Origin of the sequence: Companilactobacillus ginsenosidimutans (genome assembly GCF_001050475.1) — a bacterium.
Taxonomy (GTDB): domain Bacteria; phylum Bacillota; class Bacilli; order Lactobacillales; family Lactobacillaceae; genus Companilactobacillus; species Companilactobacillus ginsenosidimutans.
On sequence record NZ_CP012034.1, the window covers coordinates 2,329,708 to 2,349,719 of the forward strand.

Annotated in this window: 21 protein-coding genes; 12 read left to right on the top strand and 9 right to left on the bottom strand. The window is 36.7% G+C overall.

Features of this window, described 5'->3' with window-relative positions; genetic code table 11:
* The first annotated feature begins 188 nt into the window (after positions 1-188).
* The gene (locus ABM34_RS11580) at positions 189-1,280 is read left to right on the top strand and encodes an ISL3 family transposase (protein ID WP_232298641.1); all 1,092 of its coding nucleotides are present in this window, start codon (positions 189-191) and stop codon (positions 1,278-1,280) included.
* A 102-nt stretch (positions 1,281-1,382) separates the two neighbouring features.
* Here the strand turns inward: ABM34_RS11580 and ABM34_RS11585 are convergent, their stop codons facing one another.
* A complete protein-coding gene (locus ABM34_RS11585; RefSeq protein ID WP_048705909.1) occupies positions 1,383-1,940 on the bottom strand; it encodes a hypothetical protein in 558 nt (185 codons plus the stop codon).
* Positions 1,941-2,015: 75 nt separating this feature from the next.
* Between ABM34_RS11585 and ABM34_RS11590 the strand changes: the two genes are divergently transcribed.
* Positions 2,016-2,306, top strand: a complete 291-nt coding sequence (locus ABM34_RS11590; RefSeq protein WP_048705910.1) for a hypothetical protein — start codon at positions 2,016-2,018, stop codon at positions 2,304-2,306.
* A 293-nt stretch (positions 2,307-2,599) separates the two neighbouring features.
* Here ABM34_RS11590 and fba read toward each other — a convergent pair whose 3' ends face one another.
* Both fba and ABM34_RS11600 read right to left on the bottom strand, forming a co-directional pair.
* Positions 2,600-3,469, bottom strand: a complete 870-nt coding sequence (gene fba, locus ABM34_RS11595; protein WP_048705912.1) for a class II fructose-1,6-bisphosphate aldolase — start codon at positions 3,467-3,469, stop codon at positions 2,600-2,602.
* 179 nt (positions 3,470-3,648) lie between these two features.
* The gene (locus tag ABM34_RS11600) at positions 3,649-3,828 is read right to left on the bottom strand and encodes a hypothetical protein (RefSeq protein ID WP_048705914.1); all 180 of its coding nucleotides are present in this window, start codon (positions 3,826-3,828) and stop codon (positions 3,649-3,651) included.
* Positions 3,829-3,967: 139 nt separating this feature from the next.
* Between ABM34_RS11600 and wecB the strand changes: the two genes are divergently transcribed.
* Positions 3,968-5,110, top strand: coding sequence for a non-hydrolyzing UDP-N-acetylglucosamine 2-epimerase (wecB, locus tag ABM34_RS11605; RefSeq protein ID WP_048705916.1), 1,143 nt, complete (start codon positions 3,968-3,970; stop codon positions 5,108-5,110).
* Between the two features lie 19 nt (positions 5,111-5,129).
* Here the strand turns inward: wecB and ABM34_RS11610 are convergent, their stop codons facing one another.
* Together ABM34_RS11610 and ABM34_RS11615 are read right to left on the bottom strand one after the other, a co-directional pair.
* Positions 5,130-5,558, bottom strand: coding sequence for a GtrA family protein (locus ABM34_RS11610; protein ID WP_232298596.1), 429 nt, complete (start codon positions 5,556-5,558; stop codon positions 5,130-5,132).
* Between the two features lie 37 nt (positions 5,559-5,595).
* Positions 5,596-6,051 carry a flavodoxin gene (locus ABM34_RS11615; protein WP_048705919.1) on the bottom strand — a complete coding sequence of 152 codons (456 nt, stop codon included), beginning with the start codon at positions 6,049-6,051 and terminating at the stop codon, positions 5,596-5,598.
* A 208-nt stretch (positions 6,052-6,259) separates the two neighbouring features.
* Between ABM34_RS11615 and ABM34_RS11620 the strand changes: the two genes are divergently transcribed.
* The 4 genes from ABM34_RS11620 (at position 6,260) to galU (ending at position 9,564) form a co-directional block, all read left to right on the top strand.
* Positions 6,260-6,544, top strand: coding sequence for a type II toxin-antitoxin system HicB family antitoxin (locus ABM34_RS11620; protein WP_053084473.1), 285 nt, complete (start codon positions 6,260-6,262; stop codon positions 6,542-6,544).
* A gap of 342 nt (positions 6,545-6,886) precedes the next feature.
* The gene (gene map / locus ABM34_RS11630) at positions 6,887-7,684 is read left to right on the top strand and encodes a type I methionyl aminopeptidase (protein WP_048705922.1); all 798 of its coding nucleotides are present in this window, start codon (positions 6,887-6,889) and stop codon (positions 7,682-7,684) included.
* Between the two features lie 12 nt (positions 7,685-7,696).
* The gene (locus tag ABM34_RS11635; protein WP_048705924.1) at positions 7,697-8,659 is read left to right on the top strand and encodes a YihY/virulence factor BrkB family protein; all 963 of its coding nucleotides are present in this window, start codon (positions 7,697-7,699) and stop codon (positions 8,657-8,659) included.
* Between the two features lie 2 nt (positions 8,660-8,661).
* Positions 8,662-9,564: a UTP--glucose-1-phosphate uridylyltransferase GalU gene (gene galU / locus ABM34_RS11640; RefSeq protein ID WP_048705926.1), complete on the top strand. Its 903-nt coding sequence runs from the start codon at positions 8,662-8,664 to the stop codon at positions 9,562-9,564.
* 3 nt (positions 9,565-9,567) lie between these two features.
* Here galU and ABM34_RS11645 read toward each other — a convergent pair whose 3' ends face one another.
* Complete coding sequence (locus ABM34_RS11645; RefSeq protein ID WP_048705927.1) at positions 9,568-9,882, bottom strand: hypothetical protein; 315 nt, start codon at positions 9,880-9,882, stop codon at positions 9,568-9,570.
* A gap of 57 nt (positions 9,883-9,939) precedes the next feature.
* On the opposite strand from ABM34_RS11645, the gene ABM34_RS11650 reads away from it, so the two are divergent.
* The 4 genes from ABM34_RS11650 (at position 9,940) to ABM34_RS11665 (ending at position 14,703) form a co-directional block, all read left to right on the top strand.
* Entirely contained in the window at positions 9,940-11,094 is a 1,155-nt protein-coding gene (locus tag ABM34_RS11650; protein ID WP_048705929.1) for a thiolase family protein, read from the top strand.
* A complete protein-coding gene (locus ABM34_RS11655; protein ID WP_048705931.1) occupies positions 11,091-12,332 on the top strand; it encodes a hydroxymethylglutaryl-CoA reductase, degradative in 1,242 nt (413 codons plus the stop codon). Before ABM34_RS11650 ends, ABM34_RS11655 begins: the two co-directional genes overlap by 4 nt.
* A 1-nt stretch (position 12,333) precedes the next feature.
* On the top strand, positions 12,334-13,491 hold the full coding sequence (locus ABM34_RS11660) for a hydroxymethylglutaryl-CoA synthase (protein WP_048705932.1): 1,158 nt from the start codon (positions 12,334-12,336) through the stop codon (positions 13,489-13,491).
* Positions 13,492-14,367: 876 nt separating this feature from the next.
* The gene (locus ABM34_RS11665) at positions 14,368-14,703 is read left to right on the top strand and encodes a helix-turn-helix transcriptional regulator (protein ID WP_048705934.1); all 336 of its coding nucleotides are present in this window, start codon (positions 14,368-14,370) and stop codon (positions 14,701-14,703) included.
* A gap of 966 nt (positions 14,704-15,669) precedes the next feature.
* Here the strand turns inward: ABM34_RS11665 and ABM34_RS11670 are convergent.
* Entirely contained in the window at positions 15,670-16,485 is an 816-nt protein-coding gene (locus tag ABM34_RS11670) for an SLAP domain-containing protein (RefSeq protein WP_048705935.1), read from the bottom strand.
* 174 nt (positions 16,486-16,659) lie between these two features.
* On the bottom strand, positions 16,660-17,133 hold the full coding sequence (locus tag ABM34_RS11675; RefSeq protein ID WP_048705937.1) for a nucleoside 2-deoxyribosyltransferase: 474 nt from the start codon (positions 17,131-17,133) through the stop codon (positions 16,660-16,662).
* Between the two features lie 110 nt (positions 17,134-17,243).
* Between ABM34_RS11675 and ABM34_RS11680 the strand changes: the two genes are divergently transcribed.
* A complete protein-coding gene (locus tag ABM34_RS11680) occupies positions 17,244-18,743 on the top strand; it encodes a multicopper oxidase family protein (RefSeq protein WP_048705939.1) in 1,500 nt (499 codons plus the stop codon).
* A gap of 240 nt (positions 18,744-18,983) precedes the next feature.
* Here ABM34_RS11680 and ABM34_RS11685 read toward each other — a convergent pair whose 3' ends face one another.
* Positions 18,984-20,009 (bottom strand): LacI family DNA-binding transcriptional regulator, encoded by a 1,026-nt coding sequence (locus ABM34_RS11685; protein WP_048705941.1) that lies wholly within the window; start codon positions 20,007-20,009, stop codon positions 18,984-18,986.
* Positions 20,010-20,012 lie beyond the last annotated feature (3 nt).

Consider the following 20,012-nt stretch of genomic DNA (forward strand, 5'->3'; position numbering starts at 1 on the left):
ATCGAAAGGATTAGAATAATGCCCTCTTCAGATAAGTCTACACAATTGGCTTTAGAATTTAAAGATGAAAATATATCGTTTTATAGGGACTGTGAAATCAGATTCGTTAACAATATCAAAAGCTTATATATTTTGCCACCCTAACTTACGATGTAACGCGTTGGATTAACTGTGGCCATACCGGATTAATTGTTAAGAACGGTTTTATCAATAACCTGATAGTGGCACCATTTCTTACTCTTCGACCAACTTATATCCACTTAAAGAGACAAAAATATTTGTGTAAATCATGTCATTCAATTTTTGTTGCTCAAACAGATTTTGTTTGGGAATACTGCCAGATATCACAGCCAGTTAGGCAGATGATACTTACAGAGGCTGCACACAACAGTTCTTTGAAAGACATTGCTCGTAGATTCAATGTCTCTGACAGAACTGTACAGAGAGTTATTGATATCGAAGCTGAAAAGCACTTTGATCATAGTACAGAGTTTTTACCAAGACACATCGCCTTTGATAAGTTCAAATCCACAAATAAGATGAGTTTTATTTGGTGTGACAGCGATACAAAACGACTCGGTGAAATACTTGAAAAGAGGACATCATATCAAATTCAAAAATACTTTGAACGTTTTCCTCTTAAAGTCAGGAGACGTGTTAGAACCGTTACACTTGATTTGAATGCTGGGCATATCAACTTAGTTCCTAAGTTGTTCCCAAAGGCAAAGATAGTCGCGGACAGATCCCATATCGTTCAGATGATAAGTCGATCATTGAATGCAAAGCGTATTCAAGTGATGAAAACACAGCCCAAACTAAGTCGAACCTACAGGTTCATGAAACGAGCATGGAAACTATTCCTAAAACCATGGGAAAAGATAGAACAGAAGGAAGTTGTTTACCAAAGAAGTGTTGGATATAACGAAACAGAACTGAATTTAATTACGATGTGTCTAGACTTAGACGAATCATTCAAGAAAACATACGAGACTTACCAGTCTGCTCTGAAGGCCATTAAAACAGGCAATGCAATGGAACTTAACAAAGTTATAGACTCATATAAGAAGCTAGATAATCCCATGGACACAACATTCAAGACATTTAAGAAACATAGAGGTCCAGTATTGAACGTGCTTAAGTATAGTTATTCGAACGGCGTTGTAGAAGGAATGATAGGACGAATCAAAAAGATTAAGAACTCAGCTTATGGATACAAGAACCTGGGTAACTTTATTACTCGCATAAAACTACAAATGGTTTGGATTCCCGCTAACGCTTAAACAAAAAAAATCACCTAGACCAATAATGGTCTAAGTGATCTATGAAACTGCCATCAACTTAATTTGACGAACAGCCATTATTTTTAGTTATTATTTATATTTTTAGTAAATAGTTTTATTTGCTGAGATTCTATTATTTGCGGGCGAGAATCTTCCTTGAGCACCGATTGGTGTAGTCGTGGTTGCAACTTGAATTTGATTTATGCCTCGTTTAGCGGGAATATCGTCAATATATCCCGTTGCAACTCCTATGGCCGACATTCCAGATAATATGCGGTTGTTACTACCTACCGCAGCCATACCGGTTACCTCGATTGTTGGCCAATCCGATCGTATTGTCCATCTTAATGTAATCGAACTTTTTGAACTTTCTATTGCTTGTACGGTTAAGTTACAGTTTAATGCCTCTGCGGATTGAGTTAACGGTTGTATTGCTAAAGAATTAGTAACATTTTCCGAGTCGTTAGTAACATTTGGAAAAGCTGTTAAATCAAAATATTGATTTTTTCCTATTGAAGATTTACTTGTATTTACGCTCACAGTCTGGTCCGAAGAATTATTATTAATTACACTTGCGTTTGCCTGAGAAGAGTTAAAAAATTGAATTCCCCCAAACAGGATCGCCAAAAACAGCATTACAGTTTTTATATTGTTTTTCATTATATTTTCCCACTATACTTTGTTATGGTATCATAATTATAATATAATTTATGCCATTTTTAGAAGGAATTTAAAATGTCAGATAGAGAAAACACTTTAATAAAATTTAAAAATTATATCGATGAACATACATACTTACCAAAGGTAACTGGCTACCGAATTTCCAATTGTGAAGATAGATATATTTACACTTTTTCAGGTGAAGAATACAAATTATGGAATATAATTACGTTTTTGTTGGATAATGAATTTAAGTTTAAGATAGGTCGTTCGTATGATGCAAATACGCATGAACTTAATGATTTAACAATTGCAATTTCGGACTTTTCTGATCTTTGGCAAGAACTGCTAAATGAATATTACTAATTTATAACTTACATCTATGATTTAGATGTGAGTATTATTTTGAAAATCTGCACACTTTTTGCACACTTATTTGCCGGGAATGCCGATGCACCGATGTTGTTAATTCCGGGAGGGAACATAAAAAGTATAACAATAAACAAAATGAAATTGAAAAAACACATAAGATGTCCTTAGTGGGGTGCATACCACAACCACTGCATGGAAAACTTATGTGTTTTTTGTTTTGTATATTTGAAGACAAACAAAAAAAGACAGCCCTGAGGGACTGTCTTTTAAAATTGATTGATTATCAATTATTTGATTGAAGGTGTACCGAACCAAGCGATACGTTCCTTTGTTGTTTCTGTAATAGCTTTTGCACCAGGTGCAAGCAATTTACGTGGGTCATAACCCTTTTCATCGATGTCAAGATCTTTCTTAGCTTCGATGTATTCACGTGTTGCTTTTGCAAATGATAATTGTAATTCAGTATTAACGTTAACTTTTGAGATACCCATTGAAACAGCTTTGATGATTTGTTCCTTAGGAATACCTGAACCACCGTGAAGTACAAGTGGTGTATCAATAACTGAAGCTAATTCTTCAAGACGGTCGAAGCTTAAGCCTTTCCAGTTGTCAGGGTAAACACCATGAATGTTACCAATACCAACAGCAAGGTAATCAACACCAGTTGCGTTAAGTGTCTTAGCTTCTTCAACATCAGCTAATTCACCTAAACCAACGATACCATCTTCAGTACCACCGATTGAACCAACTTCTGCTTCAACAGAAATACCTTTAGCGTGAGCTAATTTAACGATTTCCTTTGTCTTTGCAAGGTTTTCGTCGAAAGGTAAGTCGTGACCATCAAACATAACTGAGTTGTAACCAACTTCGATACATTCTTTAGCAGCTTCGTAGTTACCGTGATCCAAGTGCATAACAACAGGAACTGTAATTCCCATTGATTTGATTGTGTCTTGTACAAGGTGTAGGCAAAGTTCGTAGCCACCCATATATTTAGCAGCACCCATTGATGTTTGAACTAGTACAGGTGTGTTTGTTTCTTGGGCTGCTTCAAGAATTGAGCGTGTCCATTCCAAGTCGTTGATGTTAAATGCACCAACAGCATATTTTCCAGCACGTGCTTGTTTGAATATTTCGTTTCCATTTGTTAAAGCCATTGAAAGTCCTCCAATAAATTCATCTTTAGAATACATCTATTAGTTTAACGCAAAATCTCCACAATTAATATATGATTTCTAAAAGTATTTAGCCGTTGAAATGCATTAATTAGTGAAAAACGTTCCAATAAAAAGCCTAGTTCGCATTAGTTCACACATAGGGCCGTACCACTTTGTGATTAAAAGTTGTAATATGGCCAAAATGAAAACGCAACCAATATTATCAGAAAACCAAAAATGTACCACCAATATTTCGTACCCTCAGCTTTGATTACTGTATTGTAGATTGCCATTACTAAAAAAAAGGCTGTAAGTGCCAATAATAATCCAACAATAATCAGCCAAAATATATTAATCATATTTTATCCTCACCTAAATATTTATATAAACTTATCATACTAAAGTTTGATTAAAGTAAACTTAAATTCTATATTACATATATTAGCTTATGGTATTACTTTTCTGATATAATTTCTTTAACTAGTTGAGGTGATATTTTTGAAAAAAATTAAAGTTATGACAGTCTTTGGGACTCGTCCCGAAGCTATTAAAATGGCACCATTAGTTTTGAAATTGAAACAAAACTCAGATCGATTTGAAACTGTAACTGTGGTTACAGCACAACATCGTGAAATGTTGGACTCAGTTCTTGAGATTTTTAAAATCAAGCCTGATTACGATATGAACATTATGAAGGAACGTCAAACATTAAGTGGTATCACTGGTTTAGTTTTGAAGATGTTAGACGATATCATTGAAAAAGAAGGGCCAGATATCATTTTGGTTCATGGTGACACTACTACTACATTCAGTGCTAGTCTTTCGGCATTTTACCACCAAACAACAATTGGTCACGTTGAAGCTGGTTTGAGAACATGGAATAAATATTCTCCATGGCCAGAAGAAATGAACCGTCAAATGACTGACGATTTAGCAGATTTATATTTTGCCCCAACTGATAAAAGTAAGGCAAACTTGATTAAGGAAAATCATCATCAAAAGGGTATCTTTGTCACTGGTAATACTGCGATTGATGCTTTGCAAAGTACTGTAAGTAAGAATTATCATCACAAGATTTTGGACATTATCGATCCAGATAAGAAGATGATTCTTATTACAATGCACCGCCGTGAAAATCAGGGTGAACCTATGCGTCAAGTTTTCACAGCAATGAGAAATGTTGTTGAGAAGCACGATGACATTGAACTAATTTACCCTGTTCATTTGAATCCAGTTGTTCAACAAACTGCTCAAGATATTTTGGGTGATGTTGATCGTGTTCACTTGATTGAGCCACTTGATGTTGTTGATTTCCACAACTTGGCATCAAAGAGTTACTTCATTATGACTGACTCCGGTGGTGTTCAAGAAGAAGCTCCTTCACTTGGAAAACCTGTGCTTGTACTTCGTGACACAACTGAAAGACCAGAGGGTGTTGATGCTGGTACTTTGAAGTTGGTCGGAACAGACGCTGAAGTCGTTCAACGCGAGATGAGTCGTTTAATTGAGGATAAAGCTGAATATGACCGTATGGCTAATGCGAAAAATCCATATGGTGATGGTAAAGCATCAGATAGAATTCTTGATTCAATTAGTTATTACTTCGGTCAAACTAAGACCGCTCCAGATGAATTTGAATAAACAAAAAGAGATTGAAAAATTATAATTTTTCAATCTCTTTTCTTTTTTCTCTAATTTCTTTAAGTTTCTGAAGTAAATGACGATTGTTGTAGTCGAAAATCCATTTCGATGAAAAATAGTTGAATAGTCCTACTATAACTTGGTCAATAGCTTTAATTATCAAATTATTCCAAGGTAAAATTAATACCGCCACAATCATGAATAAGTCATCGATGATCAGTGACAAAATGCGTGACACGAGAAAATAAGTTCCCTCGTGTAATAATTTAGAATAATCTTTCATGTCGGTTCTAAAGACGTACACTTTCGTTACAAAAAACGAGAAGGTGTTCGATATGAACCATGCCAGTGTATTGGCGACCCATAGCTGCATATGGAGATTGTTGTGACCGATATTGAAGATTGCAATATTCAGCAGTGATGCAAGAAATCCAAAAATGCAGTACATCAAAAAATCCCGATGCTTTTTAATTGCGTCCATGTTTTTACATGTCCATTTCCTTGGCAGTTTTGTATAGTGCTTCAGCAAATTTATCTAGTTTATCGATATCATCTTGCTCAGGTTCCAACTCAATTTTAACAGGTTCTGCACCTTTGGTAGCACCAACTTCCTCAAATACTTTAGAAAATTCATCTACTGCGCTACAAAAATCCTCATAGAAAGTATCACCAGAGCCACAAGTGCCATAAACTTTTCCAGTTAAATCTAAGTCCTGCATGTCGTCATAAAAATCAAGAGCCTCATCAGGTACGATTCCTTGATCATAAGTATAGCTGGCAATAACACAAATATCAGCATCCTCGAAATCAGAAGGATCAGTCTGAGAAACTTCACTCATCTCAACATCAGCTTTAAGTTGTTCAAATTTTTCAGTCAATACATAGGCAATGTCTTCATCATTACCGGTAATACTGGCATAAACGATTTTTACTTTAGTCATATTAATAGTCGCCTCATTTTGAAAGTCTTGGGATATTATAGCAAAAATAACGAAGTACCACCATTTAAATTGGTAATAAATAGGTGATGGAGTTACTTGGGAAGGTTGAAATATGACAACATTTGACCGATTTTAGCCGTGTTAAATCTATTCTGAATTAACAAAGGTAAACTGAATGAGAAGAAACTAAGTAGGGGGGGAATAGAAAATGAGCAGACAAGTATCTTATCCAGCAATTCTAGACGACGCCGAAAATGATCCAGGGGTATACAGCGTTGAATTTCCAGATGTGCCGAGTGCATTAACTTATGGTACTGGAACAGCCCAGGCCTTATTAAGAGCGTCAGAAGCATTGGGACTATCACTTTACGATGCTAGCAAATTGCCAGAGCCAACGAGTTTAAGTGACGTACAAAGGAGTAATCCGGATAAAATAGTTAGTTTAGTGGCAGTGGATTTGGATGAAATTATGAAAAGGGTAAAAATTGTTTAAACAGTTTATGAACAGGGAAAACCATTTTTAGGCTTTCCCTGTTTTGATATTTTCTACATCTGAATGTAGGTTTTTAGTTCGATGGATAGTAATTTCACCTCCGCTGATTGCTCCGGGGAAATTGCTTTACTACCGATTCGGTTGATAACCGGTCTATTTTTGTAGCCGAAACGAGTTCCGGAAGCCAAATGCCTCCGCTTAGCTACGAGCATCGATGGATGCACAAACCGCATCAATCGCTCCTCTAGGCTATGCTCAGCATTTTAACGGCTTCCTCCACTCTCTCTTGAATTTTGAATGTTATACTTATGTTAACTTTTTGTTTGAGAGGTCTATTTTTATATGATTACATTAAAATCACCACGTGAAATTGAGGGTATGAGAAAATCTGGCGAACTTTTGGCTAACACTCATATCGGTTTAAGGAAGATTATCAAACCTGGAATCTCATCTTGGGAAATTGAAGAATTTGCGGATAAATATATTACTGATCATGGTGGGACTCCATCGGAAAAGGGTTTTGAAGGTTACAAGTTTGCTACTTGCGTTTGTGTTAACGATGAAGTTGCACATGGTATTCCTCGTAAAAATTTGATTTTGAGAAAAGGTGACGTTGTTAAGGTTGATATGACGGTTAATCTTGATGGCTATGAAAGTGATTCTTGCTGGACTTATGCTGTTGGTGAACTTTCTGATGAGGATCAGCGTTTAATGGATGTTACTCACAAAGCTTTATATCTCGGTATCGATCAAGCTGTTATTGGTAACAGAATTGGTGATATTGGACATGCAATTCAAGAATATGTTGAAACTGAGAATCACATGGGGGATGTCCGTGATTTGATTGGTCACGGTATCCAGCCTACAATGCACGAATTGCCAAATGTTCCACATTATGGAGAAGCTGGAACTGGTTTAAGGTTGCGTGAAGGTATGACTATTACAATTGAACCAATGGTAAATTTAGGAACTTGGGAAATTAATGACAAGTTTGTAAAGGAAGATGGTTGGGAGTACTTTGTTTCAGCTGATGGTACTAAGTCAGCTCAATATGAGCACACTATTGCAATTACTAAAGATGGTCCCAAGATTTTGACTTCACAAGACCCAGAATATGATGCTAAATATCTTTTGAAATAACGGTTTATTAATATGAAAGAACAAACACATAAAGAGACGCCACTATTCAAACAAGATATTTCTAAATGGCAAAAATTTATGGGATTGGTCAAGAATATAGGAAGTGCACTGGGTGACTCGAATGTTTCGCTGGCATCTAAGGCGATTACCTACTATATTTTGTTGGCCTTATTTCCGACGGTCATTATTATTGGAAATTTGATACCGTTACTACATTTGAATAAGCCGACTGTGGTTGAATACATCGAATTCATTTTGCCAAAGGATTTACATAATTATATGATGCCAACTATTGTCAAAGTATTGTCTGACTCAAATAAAGGTGTACTTTCAATTGGTATTATTTTGGCGGTCTGGGCAATTTCTCGAGGTATTAATATAACGCAAATGACCATGAATCAAGCCTATGGCTTTGATGTCGATAGTTTGTATGCTAATACGACTTTCTTTAATTTTATAATTCGAAGAAGTCTAGCGTTTGTGATCACATTTGTTATGTTAGTCGCCGGAGTCGCCGTAGTGGGCATATTTACCTTCGGTCAAGCAATTATGAGGTGGTTATTGCCAACGATTGGGTTAGATCCGGGCTTTTTAAACGAGTTCTCACGGTGGAAATGGCCTATTGCAATTGCTATAATGATGTTGGTCGTCTTCACTTTATTCTATTTTTTACCTAATGTACGTTTGAAAATTCATTATGTATTACTTGGTACAGTCATTTCTTCAATAGGAATCTTGCTATTGTCACAATTGTTTACATATTATTTGGATTATTTCGGGACGGCCTGGAATAACTATGGAACCATTGGGGCAATTATTATTTTCCTATTATGGATGAACATGACGGTAACAATTTTTATATTTGGGAATGCGGTTAACGTAGGTTTCGCTGAGTCCAGTAAAGGACCTTTCCTACATAAAAAAACAAGTAAGCTAACCAATTATTTAAAGTCACGTGAAAAGGAAGAAGAATAACGATGAAAGTAAGAAAAGCTATAATCCCTGCAGCAGGTTTGGGAACAAGATTTTTACCAGCTACAAAGGCTCTTGCAAAGGAAATGTTACCAATTGTTGATAAACCAACAATTCAATTCATTGTCGAAGAAGCAAAAGCATCAGGTATCGAAGATATTCTGATCATTACTGGTAAAAACAAACGTTCAATTGAAGATCATTTTGACTCAGTGCCAGAATTGGAACAAAATTTGGCATCGAAAAACAAAATGGAATTATTGAAGGTTGTTCAAGATACTACTGATTTGGGTGTTAACTTGTATTACAGCCGTCAGTCACATCCAAATGGCTTAGGTGATGCAATTGCCCAAGCACGTTCATTTATTGCTGACGAACCATTTGTTGTTATGCTAGGTGACGATTTAATGTCAGATAAGGTTCCTCTGACAAAACAATTAATCGAAGATTTTGAAGAAACACACGCTTCAACGCTTGCAGTAATGCAAGTTCCTAAGAAAGAAGTTTCAAAATATGGTGTAATTGATCCAGAAGGTCAACAACGTCCTGGACTATACAACGTTAAACGATTTGTTGAAAAGCCTAAGGTTGAAGATGCTCCAAGTAACTTGGCAATTATTGGACGTTACTTACTGACACCTGAGATTTTTGACTTATTGGACACTCAAAAGCCTGGTGCAGGTAAAGAAATTCAACTTACTGACGCCATCGATCGCATGAACAAAACACAAAGGGTTTTTGCCCATGAATTCAAAGGTGCTCGTTTTGATGTTGGTAATAAATTTGGATATGTTAAAACAAACATTGAATATGGATTGACTCACCCAGAAGTTAAGGATGAATTGAAATCTTACATTATTGATTTAGCAAAGAAGTTACAAGCTGACGATAAGAAAACTACTAAATAATATTTAACCTAGTAACAGACAATCATCAGCGACTCTAAAACCAAAGAGTTGTTGATGTTTTTTTGTGCCTTCGTAAAAAACGGGGAAGGTATAATATTCCTTTTTGTTAAGCAATAATAAAAATTCCCAATTTTGTAGTCCGCGTAATTTTTCAGAGGTCTTCAAATAAACTGCCTCATCATGGACATCGATGTCCACAACAGCCAGTCGTTTGTCCTTTTCTTCAACCATCACACGACTATTTTTCTTAAAGTCGTTTAGCAATAAAATCAAATCAATCGTTCTCATTGAAACACCATCGTTGTATTTATTTGTCATATAAATTATTATTTAAACTTAAGGTTATTCTACCAAATTAAAGAGGGTAATGAATTTATGGATTCAGTCGTTATTATAGATGCCAAGAGAACTGCTATTGGCAAATTCCGCGGTCAGTTCGCAAATGTCTCATCAGTCGAACTCGGCACAGAACTAGTAAAGCAGTTATTGACTAATAACAAAATCAATCCAGAAGATGTCGATCAATTCATTTTTGGAAACGTTTATCAATCCGGAATGGGACAAAATGTCGCCAGACAAATTGGTATAAACGTTGGTGGTAGTGCAAAGTCAACCGCCATGACAGTCAATCAAGTATGTGGTTCAGGTATGAAAGCTGTGCACGACGCAACAAATGCCTTACTGCTAGAAGATGCCGATATCATCGTTTGTGGTGGTGTTGAAAGCATGTCAAACGCACCTTTTTACTCAAAACGTGTCGGCAAGTTAGAAGTTTCCGATGAACAAGGTGATACATTATTTCGAGACGGATTAGTTGATGCCTTTGGAAATTATCCAATGGGAATCACCGCCGAAAATGTTGCCAAACGATACAACGTAACTCGCCAAATGCAAGACGAGTTTTCTTTGCAGTCTCAGAAGAAAGCCTTCGCAGCGACTGACAAAATTGCCGATGAGATCTTGCCAATTGAAGTTGATGGTAAGCAAGTTGTCACCGACCAATCAATTCGTGGCGAATCAACACTCGAAACAATGTCAAATCTCAAACCAGCTTTTGAAGAAAACGGAACAGTTACCGCCGGCAATTCCTCACCTCTAAATGACGGTGCAGCAGCGATGATTTTAATGCGTAAGAAGACTGCTGAAAAATTAGGCTTGTCGTATATTGCCGAATTGAAAGGCTACGTCGAAGCTGGTATTGATCCAAGTATCATGGGTTATGCTCCATATTATGCCATCAACAAATATTATGATAAGTACAATATCACTCAAGACCAAATTGATTATTTCGAAATCAATGAAGCTTTTGCCGCCCAGTCAGTAGCAGTGGCTCGTGACTTGAAGATACCTGATGATAAGTTGAATGTGTTTGGTGGAGCCATTGCAATCGGTCATCCATTAGGTGCAACAGGCGCACGTCTTATAGTTTCACTAATAAACATTTTGCAAAAAGAAAATAAGAAATCCGGTATTGCTTCACTCTGCATTGGTGGAGGAATGGGGATGGCGTTAGGACTCGAATTATCATGAAATTATACGAGATGAATAACGATCAACGAATCGATTATTTAGTTGAACACGGAAATTTGAATGCTGAGCAAGCTGATTTTTTGCGTGCTGGCGACCCGTTGAGTTTAGACTTGGCGAATAGTTTGAGTGAAAATCAGATTGGCATATTTGGATTGCCTTATGGCTTTGCAACTGACTTTTTAGTTAATGGCAAAGAATATTCGGTTCCAATGTCAATCGAGGAGCCATCTGTGATTGCTGCGGCATCAAATGGTGCTCAACGTGTGAAACGTAATGGCGGGTTTACAGTCGAGACGAGTCAACACATTATGTATGGTCAAATTGTTTTGGAAAATGCCGGGTCGGATGAACTCGATATTTTGACTGAGAACAGCAAGTTGATCAAGGATTTAGCTATTTCTGCTAGACCAAGTTTGAAACGTCATGGTGGCGGTATTTATGAACTATCAAGTTCTATTATTGGCGACAACGTTGAAATTGATTTAGGTGTTGCTACTGGGGATGCGATGGGTGCAAATATTGTTAATTCGATGCTTGAAGCCATTTCTCCGAAGATTTCAGAATTAACTGGTAAAGATATTTTGTGCGCCATTTTATCTAATGATGGTGAACATCAAGTTGTAAAAGTTAAGGCTGAAATCAATTTTGACGATTTAAAGACTAAGGATATGTCTGGTGCTGATGTCGCTTCAAGGATTGTTAAACTTACAAAGTTTGCACAACTGTCGAAGATGCGTGCAGTGACACATAACAAGGGAATTATGAATGGTGTCGATGCGGTTCTGATTGCCACTGGAAATGATTTCAGAGCTGAAGAGGCTGCTGCTCATAGTTATTTTGCTGACAGACGAGAATATAAGCCATTTAGCGATTGGAATACCGTTGACAACAAGTTAGTCGGAACTTTAGAAATGCCAGTTGAAATTGGGACTGTTGGTGGTGCGATTAAAGCTTTGCCAATGGCACAAATTAGTTTAGCGATAATGAATATTAATAGTAGCCAAGAACTTCAGGCTGTCATTGGATCAGTTGGATTAGCCAATAATCTTTCCGCTTTGAGAGCTTTAGTTACAACAGGGATTCAAGCTGGTCACATGAGTTTACAAAGTAAGTCATTGGCTGTTTCTGCTGGAGCAAAAGGCGAAGAAATTAGTATCATTTCTAAACAGTTAAATGAATCAAAAGAGTATACACTCGAAAATGCTACCGAACTTCTGAAAAAATTGAGGAATAATTAATATGGATATTGGAATTGAAAGAATCGGTTTTTATACACCTAATAGTTACATCGATATCGTTGAACTAGCAAAAGCTCGTGGACAAGAACCTGACAAGTTTACAATTGGTATTGGACAAGATAAACAGGCTGTACCAGCAATTTATGAAGATGCAGTCACAATGGCAGCCGAATCTGCAGATCAAATTTTAGACGACAGCAATAAAAAAGACATTGGTCTAGTAATCGTCGGAACTGAAAGTAGTGTCGACGAATCAAAAGCCAGTGCTTTATTTTTGATGGATTTATTAGATTTACCAGAAAATGTACGTGCTTTTGAAATCAAAGAAGCATGTTATGGTGCAACAGCTGGGTTACAGATGGCTTACAATTTTGTATCCACAAACCCCGGTAAAAAAGCCTTAGTAGTAGCCAGTGACATCGCCAGATATGGTATCAACACACCTGGGGAAGTTACGCAAGGTGCAGGTTCCGTAGCTATGTTAATTAGTTCAACCCCACAAATTCTGAAGTTAGAAAATAAATCTGCCTATATGAGTAGAAATGTCGGAGATTTCTGGCGCCCAACTTTTTCTAAAACAGCTTTTGCACGCGGAAAATTCTCAAATCAAATCTACATTGAATTTTTCGAAACACTTTGGAAAAGATACCAAAAAGAATTTGATGTGACTGCCGACGATTTCAAAGCGATGTTGTATCACATTCCATACACGAAGATGGGTACCAAAGCTATGCGTACGTTGGAGGGCAAAATCTCTGACGAAAAATATGCTCAACTTCAAGCAGAATACAAATATAGTATTCAATATGGACGAGAAGTCGGAAATCTATATACGGGTTCATTATATTTAGGATTGTTGTCATATTTGATTAACTCGGCAGTAACACCCGGCGATGAATTGTTACTATTCAGTTATGGATCAGGTGCTGTGGGCGAATTATACAGTGCTAAAGTTTGCGAAAATTTCAAACAATATATTCATGTGAAAAATGTTCAATCTTTGTTAAATAATCGTAAAAAAATAAGTATTTCGGAATATGAAAGTATTTTTTCTCAATCAGTTAGAGATGGAGAAAGTGTTGATCCATCAGTAGTTACAGGGGAGTTCTATCTCAGTGAGATCAAAGAAAACGAGAGATTGTACAAAACTAAACAATAATTGGTTGCAAACGCTTACAACGAATGGTATATTAAAGACGTGGTAAAGATGAATTGCCAAAGCTGTAGACCTTAATGACAGTTATGAAGTTTTAAAGTTTTACTTTTCGTTTGGAGATGGTAGGATTTTAGATCAAACTAAAGTTAGAGTATTACGGTACAATGGCACGATTGGAACTAGCAACAAAACGTTAACATAAGATCGACTTAAATTTAGATTAGTCGCGCAAGCTCAATACATGATTTGCTAGGACCCATTTTGATAGCAACAAAAGAAACACGATACAGAAACAGAAACATTTTTAGAGTAGTAAGATTTGTTTTCAGTAGTATGATTCAACTTGATGAAACTACAGTGTGATTTCATCTTGCCACTTCAAATGTGACGACCCTGCCGAGATGGTAGAGTCGTCTTTTACTTGCCCTAAGTGGCTTCGCCACCAAGGGCAAGTTATGGGATGATTGTAAGGTGTCTTAGTGGCTATGCCACTTAGACACCCAAAAAGAGTGGCATATCCTATTAAAGGAACAACCTAAGGCATAGATAATCAACCAGAGAGAAGCGAACGCTCTTGAACTTAAAGATCTTAAGACGCCTAAAGTAACTTCCGTACAAATAAAATACTCAATCAAAACTATCGTCCTAAGGATGATAGTTTTTTTAGCTAAATAAGCGTTAGATAATGAAAGAAAAATGTTTTCTCCATCTATACCGAAACAGTATAATCACTTTTTGAGACAAAGAAAAGAGTAGAATACGTAGCAGAGGACGAAAGCTCACAAAAATTTTAAATGATCCTCAGTTACTAATTAAAAGTTTTGGTAGTGAGCATTCAGATTATACAGATTGAAGACTATCACTAAGGAGTTGACTATCATGTTACATCGAGATAATAAGATTCGTCAGTACCATACCAGCTCGGCTGCTGACCTCATTAAGGAAACGATGGAATTTTATCGGATTACACAAACTGATCTAGCTGATCGATTAGGGGTTAGTAAAAAAAACATATCAGATATTCTCAATCGCAAACGATTCATTAATGAGGTACTAGCTTTGAGAATTGAAACTGTGATGGGGATTTCTAGTCAGTTATTGTTAAACCTAGATGTGAATTTTAAGTTGCATCTTGCCAAGAAAACCTCTGAAAATTCTGTGCCACAAAATAAATCAGATAAGTTTCTTAAACGATATGATTGGGTAACAGCCTGATTTTCATTGGGGTGATTATCCTAAGAACATCCTGTCAACAACCCCATGTAGATATATATGCTAATTTCAAAAACTATAATAGATTTAACCTTCTCTTAACTATCTATTGCAATCGCTTTCAACAAATGGTAAATTAAAGACGTGGTAAAGATGAATTGCCAAGAATGTAGACCACAATTAAATGTCATAAGCCTCGTCACTGACAGACTTATTTCAAGTTAATCGTAGAGAGCTACAGCAGTAAGGCAATATTGGAACTAGCATAAAACGTTAAAATACAATCGACTTTTAAAATAACCATTTTAAAGTCGCCTAAACTCAATACATGATTTGTTAGGATCCATTTATTTCAGAAATACAAATACTTCAAGTAGTAAGATTTGTTTTCGGTAGTATGATTCACTAGATGAAACTACAGAGTAATTTCATCTTGCCACTTAGAATTTGTGACAGCCCCGTCGAGATGACGGAGCTGTTTTTTACTGTGCCTAAGTGGCTCCGCCACCAAGGCACAGTTATGGGTCGATTGTAAGGGTTCTTGGTGGCTATGCCACCTAGAACCCCAAAAAGAGAGGCATATCCTATTAAAGGAACAACCTATGGCATAGATAATCAACTAGAGAGTAGAGAGCCCTTGAACTTAAGGTTTTGAACTTAAGATTTTAAACCTAAACATCCTAAAGCAACTTCCATAAAAATTTAATCATCAACTAAAACTACCATCTCCTGATGATAGTTTTTTTAGTTAGAAACCCAGTGCCAAGGAATACGGTCGCCCGAGGCGACCCCATAAGTTGTTCTAAGCGTCAAAGACGCAAAGAACAACTAAACGATCACCCAGGTCGACCCCATAAGTTGTTCTAAGCGTCAAAGACGCAAAGAACAACTAAAAAAACAGATCTCGTCTTAAACGAGGTCTGTTCCCTGAATGTTTGGTATTCATTCATCTAATTTGCAATATATAATCTACCCAACAACTTGAACAGAAATACTTTGACGTCCAAATTGAAGAGCTTGTGAGTTAGGCATAGCAATATCTAATTGGTTAGGATTACTGTATGCGAATGTACCTGTATCATTAACAGTTCTGTTAAGCACAGTACCATCACCTAAAGTGATTTTTAGTTGAGTACCCTTAGGATACTTAGAAAGGTTAGCAGCAACACCTGAATAACCCATGTTTGAACCTAAAACAGCTGGATCATATGCAGTAGCACTCATTGAGATCTTTTCAGCAGGTTTTTCGTCTGACATGAAGTCAGCACGTACCCATGAATTTTGTCCCAAGTTGTACCATGTAGCACCAGTATTATCTTGTGTTTGGGCATAAACCACATAACCTTCGCCATCATTTACATGACCAACGTAGTTTTGTGATTTAGGTGAGTCATACAAGTTAACTGAACCACCGTTAGCACTAACGTACATAGTTTTGTTCAAACTTGTAATAGGGGCATCAAATGAGATGTCGTTGCTACTGATCCATTGGCCATTACCAACTTGGTAATAAGTTGTGTTACCAACTTTGATAGCCTTAGTAGTTTTCCATGCGGTACCATTTTGTAATGAGTTTGATGTAGCGCCAACTTTACCGTCAGCGTTAGGTGTTGCAAAAATTGTAGCGCCAGAGGCGTTGTTAACGTAAATAGTTAAATTTAAATCAACAGTTGATGTAGCAGCAGCTTGTACTGGAGCGTTTTGTACTGCAGTTGAAGCAGTAATTCCGACGAATGCAAGTGATGAGGCTGTAATCAATGTAGTTACGATTTGTTTAACTTTCATATATAAGTTTTCTCCCTAAGTAAATCCGATTTGTTTTTATATTTAAAAATAATTGAAATTATCTAACGAGAAACATCATATAACGTATATACAAAAAAAAGTTGGATATAATCCAACTGTAAATGATATGTAATCTTAATGAAAAGTTAACCAATCAATTTATTCAATAATATTTTATAAATAATGCTTAATTTGGTCTAAAAGAGCATCAATGTTGTTAACAACAGTTCCATTTAACTTAATTAAACCAATAGTATAAGTATTTACATATTGGAATGGGTTCTCACCGATAACGCCAACAGCATCAAGCTTTTCAGGGTTTGATGCGCCGTGTTGTCTAAGGTCAGTATAAAGTCCAACAACCGGAATCTCTTTTCCAAAAGCCAAGCCAATTTCAGATGCAACACCAATATCGATGATTTCACCATCTAAAACTGCCACAACTAAATCAGAACTGAGTAGTTCTTTGTTATCTTCTTCAGCAATTTTGATTGAATCAGCGAATTTTGTCTTGTCATTGATATCACCGTTTTCTTGTGGCAAGTAGACTTCAATCTTCGAATCCATCTTACGAATTTTGTCGACAATATAGGCATTGTACATACGATCAGCTTCTGAGAATAATCCATTGGCAAAATATATTTTCATAGTTTAATACTCCCTTATATTAGATAGCTATATTTTATCATGCATATCTCAATAAGAATCAACCTAAGTACGATACAATGTAGAAAAATAATAATAGTGGGGATATTGTTATGCATAAAAAATGGATTATTAATATAGGAACAATAATTTTATTTTCTCTTGTGTTAGTATTCATTCCACACGTTGCTAACGCCTCCGGGATGGGTATGCATGGCGGCATGATGGGAGATAACTCAAGTAACAAATCTAATTCGAAAAGCATGATGTCATCTGAACCTAACGTATTATTGAAAGAACCTACTATTTCAAAACAAAAATTAAATTTGCCACCAATATTAAAACCAGATAAACAGACTAAAACTGATGTTTATTACACGATAACTGCACAACAAGGTGAATCCAATTTTAACAATGGTCCCGCAACAAAGACTTTAGGATACAACGGAAGTTTCCTAGGTCCAGTGATTCAAATCAGTCGCGGACAAACTGTTCATATTAAAGAAGTGAATGATTTAAATGAGAACACCACTTTCCATTGGCATGGAGCAATAATCTCAGGAAAAGCCGACGGAGGTCCGCACGAGCCAGTAAAGCCAGGCGACACTAAGAACATTAAATTCAAGGTTCAACAACCAGCAGCAACGCTTTGGTTCCATCCACACCCAAATGGTGAAACCGCCAAGCAAGTATATGAAGGCTTGGCAGGATTATTGTATGTCACCGACAAACAAAGCAGTAAGTTATCAATTCCAAAGACTTACGGAGTAGACGACTTTCCATTAATCGTCCAAGATCGTACATTTGATTCCAACAATCAATTCAATTACAAAAAGGACTATAACGCTGACGGCACTTTAGGCAAAAATTTGTTGATCAATGGAACTCTAAATCCATATATTAATGTCAGCACAAATTTTGTCAGATTAAGATTATTAGATGGTTCAAATGCCAGAAACTACAACTTCAGATTGTCCGGAAACAGAACCATGTACAAAATTGCCGGTGACGGAAGCTTGTTAACCAAGCCAGTAGCCATCAAGAAGCTGCAACTTTCACCAGGTGAACGTGCTGAAATAGTAGTGAACACATCAGATTTAAAAGATGGAACGAATCTCAAATTAATAGCCGGTGGAATGAACGTTTTAACCATGAAACTAGGCGAACGAACAGGTAACATCAAACATCTACCAAAAGTTTTGAAAAAAATGTCAGCGGTAAAAGCTCCCACAGGGAAAGTAAACAAAGAGAAATTAGTTCTCAGTGGAATGGGCAACATGGTCAACATCAACGGCAAGAAATTTGATCCAAGCAGAATAGACATTCACACAAAACAAGGTGAACAACAAGTCTGGACAATAGAAAACAAAAAACAAATGATGAACATGATCCATCCATTCCATCTACACGGAGTCCAATTTCGAATCCTAACCATAAACGGCAAAAAGCCACCAATAGCCCAGAGAGGCTATCTAGACACAATCACCCTAAATCCCGGAGACAAGTACCAAATAACCTTCAAATTCGAAAAAACAGGCATATACATGTATCACTGCCATAACCTTGAACATGAAGATGAGGGAATGATGGGACAAGTAAAAGTAATAAAGTAGAGCCAAAAATCACACGCCCTTAAACACGGAGCATAAGACGCCCATAGCGGAGAGGGGTGCGTAACACCCCCGCAGCTCTGGGCGCCTTATGTGCAGTGTTTAGTGTAATTTTTAGCGTTTCCGCCAAACTAAAGAAACGCGTAACCGTCCAAAAATATTTGCGAAACAATCATCCAGAACACACAAAAACTCTAAAACAAAAAACAAGACCCCAAGGCACAACCGCCATGAGGTCTTATTTTAATCCAATTCCAAATTAACGTTATTTTTCAAAGTACTTTTCCGTGTAACTAGCTTAGTATCAAGTTCAATTCGACCAGTAACATGATCCTTGTTTTCCAACTGATCAATTAATAGATCGACTGCAGTACCACCCATCATGCGAGTAGAAACGGCAACTGAACTGAGCTCAGGATTAACAAAGTTAGTAAGAGTTGAATTGTTAAAACTAAAAATACTTACTCGGTCAGGTACTTTAATATTTGCTTCTTGCAGAGCCTGCAAAGCACCAGTTGCCATTGGGTCATTTGAAATGAAAAATGCGTGAGGTAAATTAGCACCCAGCTCTTCGATGGCATGTTTCATTTGAGTATAACCTGATTGCTTCGTGAATTGCCCCTTAAAACAATTAGCTTCATTAAATGAATTATTGCGTTTCATGATATCTTTAAAAGCTAGATAGCGGGGATCATCAATACTACGCAATTTGTCAGTGGTTTTTTCTTCACCGTAAATTAGACCAATGTCACGAATTTTTTGGTCAAAGAAGAAATTGACCACGCGACGAACACCTAAAGCGAAGTCAGTAATTACACTGTCGAACCCAGCTTCAAACTGATCATCGTCGACGAAGACCAATTTGTTTGTTAGTTTCGACAAAGCCGCAACCTGGTCGTCACTAAATTTTCCAACAGCAACAATTCCGTTAATGTAGTTTCTAATGCTATCAATATCGTTGTTAAACACTCGAACCACATCGAAATGACGTTGTTGGCTACGTTCTTCGATGCCTTCACGAATCATCATATAATATAAATCATCTTGTTCTTTAGATTCTGAGTACCACTGAACTAAGGCCAGTCTTTTTTGAAAACTTGGCGTATTTTTACGACTGATTTTTTTATATCCTAGTTGATTAGCAATTAGAAAAATCTTATCTCGAGTATATTTTGTGACAGATAAAGTGCTGTCACGATTTAAAACACGCGAAACAGTGGCCGTTGAGACCCCGGCTTTTTCAGCTATGTCTTTTAAAGTTGCGGCCATGAA